Genomic DNA, 14,332 nt, shown 5'->3' with positions numbered 1-14,332 from the left:
AATTAATTGCCCCGTTTAACAAACTTTTCCCACCAGACAGACAAAGCCAGCAAATTAAAATACTGTATAGCTCTATTCTGCTTATACCAAAACCAATTACCAACTTCATGCGATTCCCTGTCGTATGAAGCGATAAACTTCTCCACATAGCCCCTATTCAAGAAATCGAAAACAAGAGAAGAGCTAAGGATATAGTCAGCAATCCGCGCACGCTGTTTGTCATCCTTGAAAAAGATCGGCATAGGAGCAAATCCCCCTTGCTTTTTCTTTGCGGTAATTATCTCCGGAAGCATAGATTTATAATAATATTTCAATAAATATTTAGCCGTAGCTTCCCCTTTGGCTATTCGAAAGACACTATCTCCTTTACATTTATAGCGAACCGGCAATTGCATCAGGAACGTATATAAATCCAGATCCATATATGGAAATACCAGATGGTTGCCGAACATATCAGCAATTTTAGAAGCCTTAAACAAAATAACCTGATTAATAATTTTTTCTACATCAGTCTTATAGGCATGTTGAGTATATAAATACTCGAAACTATGCGTATCTGGATGCGATTGCGGAGAAGAATGAAGAAAAGAATGGTCTTTGAGCAATTTCTCCAACTGAAACGCAGGAAAGCCAAACAAATCCCCTTCCAAAATATGCAATATCTTATCCAAGTAGAAACGTATCCGGTAAAGGCTTGCATCTTTATCAAAGGCAGGCCGGTTGAGCACCTTATATAAAAGATTCACGGCAGGCTTCATTCCACAGCGGGATATCAGATAATGTAAGGCAATCTCGCGCCCGGAAGTTCCGAAATATTGATCACTGCCATCTCCCCCCAATATCACATCCGGCTTATCCTGTCCTATCAGACGCATAACAGCATAGTTCACCATTAATCCGCCTTCCACAAAAGGATCTCCCAACTGTTCAACCAGATCCGGGAGAGCTTCTATCTCACTTCCGTCTATTTCATATTCGGTATGAATTGTCCGGAATGTTTCAGACATACATCGTGCCAAAGGCAATTCCGTCCAATTATCGCCCTTAAATCCGATTGAATAAGAACGGATATCTCCATTATATAAAGAACGTAGTGCAGCCAGATTACACCCGGAATCATATCCACCACTCAAAAGAATACCGACATTCATACTTTTACCGATACGCTTTTTTATTGCCCCGGCATGTAATGCGGCATATTCTTCGGCATACTCATCCAATGTCTTTTCTCCGGATGGAACCGGAATTACGACATCCGTTGGATACAAAGAGATAGATCCAATATGCCCGTCTCTGTATGTTAAGACTTCGCCAGCACCTAATTTCCGCACATTTGAAAAGGCAGATAAAGGAGTTGAGATATAACCGATCGACAAGAAAGTACTCAATGCTTGGTAATCAGGCGTAGATTCGAACCCCTTTGTTGATTTCAAAAGAGAAAGAGAAGAGGCAAAATACCTGTCCGTATAATACACTTGGTCGGCCAAGCCATGCCGGTCGCGAACGATCGATACCGAATCTGGAGTTTTCACGACACAGGTAAAAGCCCCATCTAAAGAGGCAAGTTCCCGAACTCCTTTCCGGTCATATATGGCAAAAAATGTTTCCGCATCGTCTACCGAGCCATATCCTAATTCCTTTTTATTATATAGCTCACCGAAAAACCAAATACGCACACTATCCCGTCGGCAAAACTGGCAATTTGCCTTATAGGCCATCCCTTCTTCCAGTTCAACCTGTTGCATCTCCGGTAGTTCCCCCTCTTTATTCCAATATCCGACAAACATATCAATATTCTTTCTTTTTTAATCTTACCCCATGTTCCGTATGGATAAACCTCTTGTTAGCCCCCTTCAAGCGGAAAAGATTCAGGAACATGCTGAAAAATGTCTCCGGCAATTCCATGACGGCGACAAGTAGTTGCCTTGTATATAACCTCTTTGGGACAGCCAGTAACAAAGAAACTACCAGCAAGCAGAATAAGCCCCACCATTTCAGAGAGACCGGCCAGGAAATACATGTAATGACCAAAGCTATCGTAAACGTTTCACCCAACAGGAGCAAACGGGGAATGCTCATCTGCTGGAACAACTTATCACAAAAATTCCAATTCCTGCTCAACAAGGCATCCGGCACATCGCCAATGAACTCCTGCAGGTAATGAATTTGGGCCGACAGCCAACGCCTGCGTTGGCGGGCAAAGTCCCGGCGGTTCTGCACCTTCTCATCCAAAACAAAAGCATCCGACAAATAATCGATGCGTTTACCGGCTTTAAACAACGTAAGTTCCAAGGCACGGTCGAAACCGCCGATCGCATGTATATCGGACAACACCTTCTTTATCAATTCGAAATCAAAGACCATACCCGAACCGATCAGGGCAGCCGACAACCCTACATTCACGTGCCCTTGCCGGAAAATACTGTTATTGATCTCTTCGCTTACGGCATCGAGGTAAGCAAGGCTCGTGTTCTTATTCTTGGCTGTCCGGTGCGTCTGGTAGCCGACGATGTCCCCGGTGAAAGGAACCGCATTGATTTGGCGAAGATAGCCGGGGCCTATGGTGTTATCCGCATCCAAGATCAAAGCAAGATCATAGCCCGTTAAGCGGCTCATCGCCAAATTCAGCGCTTTCGCCTTCGTACTGTTTTCGAAACGGACGATTTCCAGGGTAACTGGCAATGCGGCCAGCCTCCCGTTCGTTTCGGGATTCATCTGATCGGAAATGACGACGATATCATACAGGTCACGCGGATAATCCTGTTGCAGACAGGACTCCACACATTCCATAATCACCCGGTCCTCCTTATAAGCAGGTATCAATATGGCAATCCGGCGGAAAGGCACACTTCCCCTCCCTCTTTCCTTCCGCCTTCTACGCAAAGAAGCCAGGCTGAAAACAAATAAATAAAGTATGTTGACGGAGAAACAGACAAACAGTATGATCTCCAATACCTTCAGCAGCATTATCATATCCTTCCCTCTACAAACTTTGAAAATACCGGATAGTCCTTTTCAGTCCCTCTTCAAGTGGCACGGACGGGGTCCATCCGCCGAGTTTCTCCCTGGCAAGCGTGATGTCGGGCTTCCGCTGTTTCGGATCGTCGGACGGCAAAGGGCGGAAAACGATCTCCGAACGGGAACCCGTGAGACGGATGATATGCTGCGCCAGCTCGAGCATCGTAAATTCTTTGGGATTACCGAGGTTGACAGGCCCCGTGAAACTATCCTCTGTTGCCATCATGCGGGCCATACCTTCCACCAGGTCATCCACATACTGGAAACTGCGGGTTTGCCGGCCATCGCCATAGACCGTGATATTCTCGTTCCGCAACGCCTGGACTATAAAATTAGAAACGACACGGCCGTCATTGACCGCCATATTCGGACCATAGGTGTTAAAGATACGGATGATCTTTATCTTCAGCTTTTTCTGCCGGTGGTAATCCATGAAAAGCGTTTCGGATGCTCTTTTCCCCTCGTCATAGCAACTGCGGACACCGACCGTATTCACATTTCCCCAGTAGCTCTCCGGCTGCGGATGGATAAACGGGTCGCCATACACTTCGCTCGTGGAAGCCTGAAGAATCCGGGCATCATGCGCCTCGGCCAATTCAAGCATGTTCATCGCGCCTAAGATAGAAGTCTTGATCGTCTTGATCGGATCATACTGGTAATGGATCGGAGAAGCCGGACAGGCCAGATTGTAGATCTCGTCAATAGCCGATGCCGTGTGATACGGGATTGTGACATCATGCTCGACCATCTGGAAATTAGGCTCTGCAAGCAGTTCTCGGACAATGCTTTCGGAACCTGTAAAATAGTTATCCAGACAGGTTACCCTGTTTCCTTCCTTCAACAGCCGCTTGCACAAATGAGATCCTATAAATCCTGCTCCGCCAGTCACCAATATCGATTTCATGTTTTACCCTTAGTATTTGTTTATTTAATTTAAAAGCCTAACAACGGGCAAATGTAATAATTTATTTTTTGACAATTCCAGAAGTATCTTGATTATTATAGCTTTTTTATTACAGTTCTCTCATTTGCCCTCCCTCTTGTTTTCCAGAAATACCTCCGATCCGAGTAAGGAAAAGGAATCATAGATGAAAGAGCGCGGCATTTTTCAAATATCAGCAAGGCATTTAGAGAGGAGGAAAGAAAAAATAATTACATTTGCGCAGTTTGTAATATAATTTATGCAAAACACCATGGAACACATATCTCCTCTTTTTGTCTTTTTATTCTGGTTCGGATTGTTCATTGTCTTCTATACTTATATAGGATATGGCATTTTGCTCTATGCCCTGGTCCGCATAAAAGAACTGTTCGGCAAGAAAGCGGCGCTTGTCCTGCCCGAACCATTGCCGGACGTCACGCTTTTCATCGCCGCCTACAATGAAGAAGACATTATCGGCAAAAAGATGGAAAACTGCCGGAGCCTCTCCTATCCGGCCGGCAAACTACATATCGTTTGGGTGACAGACGGGTCGGACGACCATACGAATGAGAAGCTGGCAGAGTACAAAGACGCTACCGTCCTGTTCAGCCCCGAACGCCGGGGCAAAACGGCAGCCCTGAACCGGGGAATGCAATACGTCTCGACGCCCTATGTCGTTTTTACGGATGCCAACACGATGCTCAATGCGGATGCCATTAAAGAGATCGTCCGTTGTTTTTCGGACCCTGAAGTCGGCTGCGTGGCAGGCGAAAAAAGGGTCGATACCCAGTCCGCCCAGGGAGCGACAGCCGGGGAAGGCCTTTATTGGAAATACGAGTCTGCCTTGAAAGATTTGGACGACCGCCTTTATTCGGCTGTCGGTGCGGCAGGCGAACTGTTCGCCATCCGGAGCCGCCTGTTCGAACAAATGCCGCCGGACACCCTGTTAGACGACTTTATCCTTTCCCTCCGCATTGCCGCCCTAGGTTATAAGATAGCCTATTGCAAGAAAGCATACGCCACCGAAACTGCCTCCCTGAACATGAAAGAAGAAGAGAAACGGAAGATACGGATAGCAGCCGGCGGCCTGCAATCGGTCTGGCGCCTGAAAAGCTTGTTCAACATTTTCCGCTACGGCACGCTCAGTTTCCAGTATGTCAGCCATCGCGTGTTGCGTTGGACGCTTACACCGTTGATGCTTTTCCTGCTGCTGCCGGTTAACCTCGTCCTCGCCCTGTCGGGAAGCCCTTTCTATATAGGGACACTCATCCTGCAACTCTTGTTTTACGTCTCCGCTTATGCAGGCTACCGGCTGGAGCGACGGAACCTGAGAAACAAACTGTTGTTCGTCCCTTACTATTTCATCTTCATGAACCTGAATGTAATCCGTGGGTTCTTCTACCTGAACCGGAACAAAGGGAACGGAGCCTGGAGCAAGGCTAAAAGAGGTCCGTCCACACTTTAATTAAAAATAGGACAGATAAAAACAATATTACATTATAAACAAATACGTTAGTTCTTGATGGACTCAGGTTATTAATGAGGACAAAGATAAATGTTTTCCACTTACAATAGCTCAATCTCCCTTTAAAATTAAAATCTATCGCATAATTTCTTTTTTATCCCCTTATCCCGGAGACCCGAATAATTGTCCTATTTCGGTATTTCAGACCTGAAACGATAACCTAATTTTATACTAAACAGAAACGGCCGGTTAACATCTTTGCACAAAACATAGTCTGCAGGCGGTTCCGGGAACTTGTTTTTTCAATTATTTCAGTAATACCATAGTCCATCAAGAACTCAATAACGCAATTCTATTATGGCAGAAAAAGATCCCAAGATGCACAGCATTACCGGCACACTGACTCCTCTGATGCTAACCGAACGTGATGACGACTACAATTTCAACGTCACATACCTTGCAAACCGCTCCATCAAAGACATTTGTAAATTGACCGCCAACAAGGGCAGCAAATACACTGCCGCCCAATACGAGTCGATGTATATGGATTTATTCGAGACAGCCAAGGAAGAAGTCTACTCCTCTTCTACCGTCGAATTCGGTTTTACCAACAACTCGATCGGCGTCGACGGTCCGCTCATCGGCACCAGACCGTCGTTCGATCCAGCAGTCAACAGCGTCACGCTCCGCACCTCTGTCCGGGCGGAAATCAAGGAAGATCTGAAAAAGATCAGCGTCATTATCGGCGAGATTGCAGTCAACCTGCCAACGATCAAGGAGATTACAGATATCACCAGTGGCACGATTAATGACAAACTGACTCCCGGCGGCCTTCTCAACGGCAAAGGCGAACGTACCAAGATTGACGGCGAAGAAAGCGATCCCGTCGGATTCTTTTTCGTCAACACCGAAACGAAGGCAGAAACAGCCGTTTCCAAAACTTCCCTCTCCCGCAACGATCCGTCAAACTTCTCAATGCTTATCCCGCAATTGGCCGATGGCACTTATTACTTAGAAGTAGCGACACGCTTTTCGGGCGGCAAAAAGGGCAGTTTGCTGAAAGAAGTACGTCGTAACCGTTATCCCTACCAACTGACAGTTGGCAACGGGGGAGGAGAAGATGAACGCCCCGGAGAGTTATAAAATCCCCGGCGCCTTCTAAGGCGCCGTTCAGCGCCTTAGAAGGCGCTGTCGACCAACACAGGCGGCGCTGTACAGCGCCTTAGAAGGCGCCGGAACGCGCCACTATAGCTTTACCCTCAAAACACAGTTACACATTAATCAATAACAATAAGATCATGGCTATTTCTGCATATAAAACGAATAAGTATAGGGTTTTCTTTCTTCTGATCTTCGTATTCCATGCAATGCTTGCCAACGGTTCCATATTCAGCAGGCACAAACAGGAAGCACACACCACAGGTACCGGCGAATACACCGAACGCCCGTCGTTTTTAGAGGTTTACCCTTTTGAAATTGCCGGGATCAGTTTCACGACCTTCCTTCTCGTCCTGTATATAATGAAAGAACGTCGGCACAAAAAAGAACTGCGTAAGATTCGTACCGAACTGGCCATCGCACTCGATGCCGGCTATATGTCCGTATGGCGCTACAATGTCAAAAAAGACAGATTCAGATCATTGCACCGTGCCACGATCCCTGAAAAAGGTATGACGAAAAAAGAGATGAAAGACCGGATACATCCGAAAGACCGCAAAAAATATGATGACTTTTTCGACAAATTAATCTCCGCCCAGCAAGAAAGGGTCAGCGGAATCTTCCGCCTCAATTTCAAAGAAGAAGAAAACTGGTATGACGTACATGCCATCGGCCTGCAAGACGAGACCGGGAAAATCGGCCATATCATCGGGACGGAGCACAACATCTCCGAGGAAATGAAACAGAAACAAGATTTTGAAAAGAACCAGCAAATGCTGGATTTTATCTTCAATGCCGTCAAGATCATGCCTTGGGAATATGATGCCGCAAAGCAGGTATTTAACGTAAGCGATAATTTCGCACAACAATATTATGCTTCCCGCAGCTCGATACGGATCGATGAACTCCTGCATTTTATACATCCTTCCGACCGCGACCTCCTGATCGATGGAATTGACGATATGGTTTATGGGAACAGCCAACTGATGATCATACAAATACGAACAAGGTCAGAACTCCGGAACGAATACAAATGGTTTGAAATGCAAGGTGTCGTTTACCGGAAAAACGAGGAAGGGCAAGTCACCCACATCATCGGCCTCAAGCATGACATCACAGAACAGAAACATAACGAGGAACTAATCCGCCTGCGCGAAAAAGCCGAAGAGTCGAACCGCCTCAAAAGCGCTTTCCTTGCCAATATGAGCCATGAAATACGGACTCCCCTCAATGCCATCGTCGGTTTCTCCTCGCTCATGGCCGAAACAGAAAACAAAGAAGAAAGGGCCGAATTCAGCCGGATCATACAGGGAAATAACGACCTGCTCCTCCACTTGATCAATGATATTCTGGATATGTCGAAGATCGAATCCGGACAGATGGATTTCAAGTATTCGGACGTCAATCTCAGCGACATCTTCCAGAACCTGGCATATACCTTCCGCTTCAAAATAAAGGAAGGAGTTCATCTATCTTTAGAGCTGCCCCGAGAACCGTTCATCCTGCATACCGAAAAAAACCGGCTGATACAAGTCCTGTCCAATTTCATCAGCAATGCTTGCAAATACACCTCCGAAGGTTCCATAACGGCCGGATATGAAGTGGATGAAAAAGAAGTTTATTTCTTCGTGACCGATACCGGAAAAGGCATCGATAAAAAAGACCTTCCGCACGTGTTCGAACGTTTCGCCAAATTCGATGCCTTCGTACAAGGGACCGGCCTGGGACTTTCGATCTGTGAGCTGATCATACAGAACTTGGGAGGCAAGATCGGAGCGGAATCGGAACTGGGGAAAGGATCGACGTTCTGGTGTACGCTCCCCGTCACGCATCCGGAAACGGAATAATTCTCAAAACAAAATCCTGTTCACCAATAGCCATAATTTAGGCACAGATGTGTAATCCGTGCCTAAAAGATCATGATCAAGGTGTCTGAACACCTCTCAAATCAGGCCTGCTTCAGATCACTATGCCTCAAGCATGCATCACCAGCAACGGTGTGTCGGTGTGGAACAGCATCTTACGGGCGATAGAGGGGTTGAACATGCGTGCCAGGATATTCCGGCGATAGGTGCTGAGCGCTATCACATCGATATGTTCGTCCCGCACAAACTTTTCGATCGCCAGCAGCAGGTCGCCATCGGCCAGCACCGTATGGGTGATATGGGCCTCCGGATACTGCTTCTTGAAATACTCGTTGACTCCGGTCAGGCGGATTTCATTCCACTCGTCTTTGCTTGTCGAGATATTGAACAGGTGGATGTGCACATCGTACGGTTTGATGATCTCCATAAACTCATCGAACGCCACCAGGTCGCGCTGGTTGAAGGAAGTGGCAAAGGCTATATTCTTGGCTTCGCCCAAATCATCAAACGGCACGTTTTCAGGAATGGCCAGGACGGGCACCTTATTCACCTCGATCACTTCACCCGTGACGCTGCCGATCAGATCCATGTCTTTCTGGCTCTTTCCACGAGTCCCCATCACGATCAACGACGGATGGTATTCCTTGCTGTAAGCGATGATCTCTTCTTCCGGCAAACCTTCGCGGAGCACATAATTGTATTTCACTTTGGGAAGTTCGCCAGAGTGTATCTTGCGGCTGATCAACGTACAGATGTTTTCCATATCGATCTGGACACGCTTCAGGACATTCTGTGCCGTCTCTTCCTCGTTCACCTGGTAAGCCAGCGTGTCGCCCATCGGAATGGCGGACGGGAAATAGGGACTGAAATAAGCGTGCATGATCATCACTTCGGCTCCGACTTTATGGGCATAGTTGATTCCCAATTCACACGCTTTGATAGAGTAGTCGGAAAAGTCTATCGGTATCAATATCTTCTTTTCCTGCGGACCGGCTTTTTCCTCTTGTCCGGCATCTTCGCTGAGCCATTTGCTGTCTTCGATGATACGCAAGGCATGAGGCAGATCGCTTTCTTTAATTCGCACACGTACACCAGCCGAAACTACCGGTTGGATTTGGTTTACATTATGTATGTAGACTTCAATCCCCTCTGTTTCAAGCATCGTCTTGAGAATCTGAGCTTTCTCGAACGTGTGAATCGCTAACGTTACTAATTTATCTTCCATACTCGTGTGTTTTTATGAGTTAAACAATCGGAAATCACTGAATGTTGAGTAAAAAAAAATCCCACAGCGTCTTTTTAGATTCAGCTATGGGATTTCTTTGTGAGAATGAATTTCTTTACGCTTGCTGTGCTTCCGATACTTCTTCGTTTTCAGCAAGTATCTGCAAAGCACGTTCGAATATTGTGGTATCGTCCAATACTACCAGACCTCCGTCAGGTCCCGGTTCAATATGTATTCCACAACTTTTGCCATCTTTAAAATTATGCCCGCCGAAGTAGTTGCGAACCGTTTCAACAGAGATTCCCAGTTCATCAGCAATACGGTGAGTACTTCCGTCAGGCAGGCTGTCTTTCAGTCTGCGAAGTTCATTAAATGTAATAGTTCTTGTCATGGCTTCCTTATTTTGAAGGTTAATTACTTTGTTTTATTTCGTGCCACTAACTTAGTCATTATAAATTACAGCAACAAAATTATTTCGTGTAAATAATTATGCTTTACGACATGTATCACTTGTGCAGGCAAGCCGCAAGCGGTACATTAAAAATGACAATAATCAGGATCGTCACATATATCGCATAGACTATGAGACGGATACGTTTCTTCGAATATAGCGGTTCCCGGTTGTTCGCTGCCGCAGGCAATAGCTTTGAACGGCTGAAAGAATAGAGCTTATAAACCAGGTAGCCGAAGAACACGCCCGAAATGGCACCCGGCACGATATCCGAAATGAAATGGACTCCGAGATAAACCCGCGTATAAGCGGTAAGGGCCGCCCAGAGAAAGATCGTCCAACCGAACAGCTTATCCCGCATAATCAATGCCATAAGGGTTGCGAAGCCGAAAGCGTTCGCAGCATGGCTGGAGATAAATCCGTAAAGTCCTCCCCGGTATCCGAAGACCGTTTTCACCTGATCCATAAAATCAGGATGATGAGTCGGGCGGAAACGGGTAAAGATAGGCTTACAGATATGGGAAGCAAACTGGTCGCACAACGTAACGACCAATACGATCGCCAACAGGATCAGAAAGGATTCGCGCCAGTTTTTTTTATAGATCAGGACCAGCAGGATCAGAAAGGCCAACGGCAGCCAAACTGCCTTTCCTGTGAAAATCCACATAAAACGATCCAGAAAAGCAGAGTCGCTGCCGTTAAGCGCAAAGAACGCGTCGCGTTCGTAAATCAGTATTTTTTCAACCATTGAAAAAGGAGATTTGTGATTTACAATTTATGATTTATGCGTCGATGATAAATCATAAATCATAAATTTTAAATGATTTCCATGTCTTTGCTCGGCATCCATCCGACATTTCCATCTTCCATTTCTATTTCATTCCAGTCTCCCAACTTGCTTTTGATGGAAACTTTTGTTCCTTCATGCAGAATAAACAAGTCGGTTCCGCTTGCATCGGGAGAACTTTTCACTGTCACTGTCGGAGCAAACACGATGGCGCTCTTCCGGTTTACCAGCTCGTCCTTCTGGTTACCGGCAAAGATATTGGCAAAGATGACCAACACCAGGAATACCAGTCCCAGATAAAACCCGATCTTTTTCAAATGGATCCATTTGGAGAAGAAGAACAGGATCAGGCATCCGATGAACAGGATAAAGCAAACGATACCGGTCTGCGCCCACGAATCGGCAGCCCCCATGTTCTGAACCTTGTCGAACCAACGGTGGAGGAAGAAATCGCCCACCGGCTCGATCTTATCGACTGACTTCTGACGTGCCAGCTGCAAGTTGAAACGGATATCCCCGTCTCCCGGATCCAGCAACAAAGCCCGCTCGTAATTCAGGATGGCAGGAGCAATCTTGTTCTCCTTATAATAGGCATTCCCTAAGTTATAGTAAATCTCGGCCGATTCGCCATGCGTTTTCAGAAGCCCTTCGTAGAGTTCGATAGCCTTGCCATAGTCTTCTTTCGTATAGGCAGCTTCCGCTTCTTTGATCACCGCCTCCTGAGCAAATGCACCTAAGGCAACGAATTGAACCAGGAGGAAGAATACGATCTTTTTCATATTTATATTCATCTTCATCGCGTTACTTTTTAATTGTATTTTCCATTTTGCCAATGGCATCCACTGTCAGTTCATATAACTTATCCATCGCATCCGAAGCCTGTGCCGGAGCATAGCGGGCAAACTCGCACGTGTTCAGGATATCCATAAATTCTTTGATCAAAGCGTCGTCCACACCGTATTTCGCCAGTTCCGTTTCGACATTATCCTTTGTCAGGTTGGCCTGCGGGATGCTCAGTTTGTCGCTCAGGTAGCCCCACAAGGCGCGAAGCACTTCGTCATAGAATTCTTCTTTCTTGTTTTCCTTCATCAACTTGCCGGCATTTTTCAGACGTCTTACAGCCATCTTATTGGCTTTCTTCGTACGCACCAATGCCAAGTTGGAATTCTCTTTCACTTGCTTGCGGTAGATGAAGAAAAAGACTACGAACAGTATTGACGGGATCAAATAACACATATAGTACATGAACGAACCGAAGAACAGTTCATTATTCGGAACAAAATGGATATCGTTCACTTTCAGGTAGCGGATATCCTTGCCTAAGTACTTAACGCTTTCCTTGTTGCTGAAGTTAGAAACGACAGGAGATGTTCCCCCCCCCTTGCCCTGCTCTACGTGCAACTTGTAGGGTTCGGATGTAATCGTCTTATAAGAATCGGTCTTCGTGTCGAAATAAGAGAATGCGATAGCCGGAATTTCAAAATCGCCTGCATAACGCGGGATGGCCATGTATTCGATCGTCTTCGTACCGGAAGATCCAGCCGTGGTAGTCTTGATGTCTACCTCCACTTTCGGATCGTACACGTCGAAATCGTTCGGGAAGACAACTTCCGGGTTCTTTATCAACTTGATGTTCCCATTGCCGGAAATAGTTACTTTTATCGTAACCGCATCATCTGTCTTTACATTATTCGAACTGATACTGGATGTCATCGAATAGTTTCCGACTGCACCCGAGAACGAGGCTGGTTTACCGGAAGGCAACGGTTTTACTTCAATACTGACAGGAGAAATAGGAACTGTTCTATTTACATCCACATATCCGGCATCTTCAAAGAAATCGAAAACGCTTCTCGGTCTTTGCGACTGGACCTGGACACGCATAGCGACATCCAGACTACCGCTCGGTATCGTTATTTTGCCGGAACGCTGCGGAAAAAGCACTGCTTGTTTGATGATAATCGTTCCATAGTTCGTCCCATTGTAGTTTTCCAATGTCAACTGCCGATTTTGAGGCAATTCAACTTCTTGAGTCAAAAACCCTTCAAACTCCGGCAATTTTACTTGATTAATACCGACCACATTTGCCTTTCTTGGATTCGCATACAATTTATAGGTAATCAGAAATCCTTCCTGTTCATAGACATTCTTCTTAGAAATATTGGCAGTTATGAAAAGATCATTCTTGCCAACAGCCGAAGAAGCAGAAGCATTTCCCCCGCCCTGCGCCGAAGCCTCTTCCGCCTTATCGGGAGGAAGTACTTTTACAACCAATGCGTTAGATGTGTAATTGGCGCCTTTGACCTTGATTGTTGCCGGCGCGATGTTGAAAGTACCCTCTTTCTTCGGTTGGAGGATATAGGTAAACGTCAATGACGTTTCGGTGGTCATTTTACCGTTAATAATCTGGGTACTCATATTTGTGGAAGTAGACGGCCCGATCAATACCTCGAAGTCCGGAATTTCCGGTACACGTATATCCTTACCTTCCGCATTCACCGTGTACGACAATCTGAAAGTTTCTCCCATAACGACAGCTTCCGGAGCAGAAGCCTTGAACGTCACATCCGTCGCTCCGGCTACCACTCCGAAAGTTGCAAAGAGAACAAATAAGAAAACTAATTTCCTCATTCCTCAATCCTTATTTTTTAATTCTTACTTCTTAATTCTTAATTTTCAACTACCACTCCTTATCCGTGCGACGGCGCTGTTGCTGCTGAGCCTGCGCTTTCTTCACCTTCTCCTGAGTGTCCTTTTCATCCTGCAGGAAGGCATCCAACATCTGCTGAGCGTTGTCCTTGCTCATCTGTTCTTGCTGCTGCGGTTGTTGCTCTTGTGTCTTATCCTGCTTCTTGTCATCCTGCTGTTGTTGCTGGTCCTGATTCTGCTGCTGTTGATCCTGTTTATCCTGATCTTCCTTCTTGTCCTCGTTCTGATCCTGATTCTGATCTTCATTTTGCTGATTCTGCTGATCCTGCAACAATTTTTGTGCCAAAGCCAAATTATAACGGGTTTCATCGTCTTTCGGGTTCAGCCGCAAAGATTGTTTGTAAGCTTCGACACTTTTGGCATACTCTTTATTCTGCATGCCAATATTTCCGACATTATGATAAATTTCCGCCAAGCGGGCTTTGCCTTCGGGAGTTTCGATCATCTTCTCTCCCTGTCCGGCTATCAACTGGTACTGCTCGGCTGCTTCAGGAAATTTCTTCTGCTTATACAGGGCGTTCCCCAAATTATAAGTTCCTTCGGATGAACGCGGATTCACTTCCAAGCTTTTCCGGTAGGCGATTTCCGCCTCGGTAAACTTCTCCGTCTCATAAAGTTTATTCCCCTCCCGCACATTCTTACGTTCCGCTTTCTGGGCAAACACAACTCCACTGCAGAACATGAATGCCGCCATCCATATAATCGATTTTCGCATACGTTTCATCTTGTCCA

At 46.0% G+C, this 14,332-nt stretch carries 12 protein-coding genes; 3 read left to right on the top strand and 9 right to left on the bottom strand.

The features are described 5' to 3' along the window. Positions 1–2: 2 nt before the first annotated feature. Genes RDN79_RS06720 through RDN79_RS06710 form a run of 3 tightly spaced genes read right to left on the bottom strand, consistent with a single transcriptional unit; the run spans position 3 to position 3,922 of the window. Entirely contained in the window at positions 3–1,787 is a 1,785-nt protein-coding gene (locus RDN79_RS06720; RefSeq protein ID WP_298552523.1) for an asparagine synthetase B family protein, read from the bottom strand. Position 1,788: 1 nt separating this feature from the next. Continuing rightward, positions 1,789–2,973 carry a glycosyltransferase gene (locus tag RDN79_RS06715; protein WP_298552522.1) on the bottom strand — a complete coding sequence of 395 codons (1,185 nt, stop codon included), beginning with the start codon at positions 2,971–2,973 and terminating at the stop codon, positions 1,789–1,791. A 10-nt stretch (positions 2,974–2,983) separates the two neighbouring features. After that, a complete protein-coding gene (locus tag RDN79_RS06710) occupies positions 2,984–3,922 on the bottom strand; it encodes a UDP-glucuronic acid decarboxylase family protein (RefSeq protein ID WP_298552520.1) in 939 nt (312 codons plus the stop codon). Positions 3,923–4,199: 277 nt separating this feature from the next. On the opposite strand from RDN79_RS06710, the gene RDN79_RS06705 reads away from it, so the two are divergent. From RDN79_RS06705 to RDN79_RS06695, 3 genes are all read left to right on the top strand, one after another. Then, positions 4,200–5,405: a glycosyltransferase family 2 protein gene (locus tag RDN79_RS06705; protein ID WP_374044494.1), complete on the top strand. Its 1,206-nt coding sequence runs from the start codon at positions 4,200–4,202 to the stop codon at positions 5,403–5,405. Between the two features lie 357 nt (positions 5,406–5,762). Then, complete coding sequence (locus RDN79_RS06700) at positions 5,763–6,548, top strand: DUF4469 domain-containing protein (RefSeq protein WP_298552515.1); 786 nt, start codon at positions 5,763–5,765, stop codon at positions 6,546–6,548. A 155-nt stretch (positions 6,549–6,703) separates the two neighbouring features. Further along, positions 6,704–8,410, top strand: a complete 1,707-nt coding sequence (locus tag RDN79_RS06695; protein WP_298552513.1) for a PAS domain-containing sensor histidine kinase — start codon at positions 6,704–6,706, stop codon at positions 8,408–8,410. 127 nt (positions 8,411–8,537) lie between these two features. Here RDN79_RS06695 and RDN79_RS06690 read toward each other — a convergent pair whose 3' ends face one another. The 6 genes from RDN79_RS06690 to RDN79_RS06665 form a co-directional block, all read right to left on the bottom strand. Then, positions 8,538–9,653: a universal stress protein gene (locus RDN79_RS06690; protein WP_298552511.1), complete on the bottom strand. Its 1,116-nt coding sequence runs from the start codon at positions 9,651–9,653 to the stop codon at positions 8,538–8,540. Between the two features lie 115 nt (positions 9,654–9,768). Then, on the bottom strand, positions 9,769–10,044 hold the full coding sequence (locus tag RDN79_RS06685) for a DNA-binding protein (RefSeq protein WP_298552509.1): 276 nt from the start codon (positions 10,042–10,044) through the stop codon (positions 9,769–9,771). Between the two features lie 115 nt (positions 10,045–10,159). Continuing rightward, positions 10,160–10,852 (bottom strand): phosphatase PAP2 family protein, encoded by a 693-nt coding sequence (locus RDN79_RS06680; RefSeq protein WP_298552507.1) that lies wholly within the window; start codon positions 10,850–10,852, stop codon positions 10,160–10,162. A 68-nt stretch (positions 10,853–10,920) separates the two neighbouring features. Continuing rightward, the gene (locus RDN79_RS06675; RefSeq protein WP_298552505.1) at positions 10,921–11,688 is read right to left on the bottom strand and encodes a tetratricopeptide repeat protein; all 768 of its coding nucleotides are present in this window, start codon (positions 11,686–11,688) and stop codon (positions 10,921–10,923) included. Positions 11,689–11,692: 4 nt separating this feature from the next. Next, positions 11,693–13,522 carry a BatD family protein gene (locus tag RDN79_RS06670; protein WP_298552503.1) on the bottom strand — a complete coding sequence of 610 codons (1,830 nt, stop codon included), beginning with the start codon at positions 13,520–13,522 and terminating at the stop codon, positions 11,693–11,695. Positions 13,523–13,571: 49 nt separating this feature from the next. Continuing rightward, positions 13,572–14,324 carry a tetratricopeptide repeat protein gene (locus RDN79_RS06665; RefSeq protein ID WP_298552579.1) on the bottom strand — a complete coding sequence of 251 codons (753 nt, stop codon included), beginning with the start codon at positions 14,322–14,324 and terminating at the stop codon, positions 13,572–13,574. Between the last annotated feature and the right edge of the window lie 8 nt (positions 14,325–14,332).

Origin of the sequence: uncultured Parabacteroides sp., assembly GCF_902493135.1 — a bacterium.
Taxonomy (GTDB): domain Bacteria; phylum Bacteroidota; class Bacteroidia; order Bacteroidales; family Tannerellaceae; genus Parabacteroides.
This window is presented reverse-complemented; position numbering and strand designations above follow the sequence as displayed.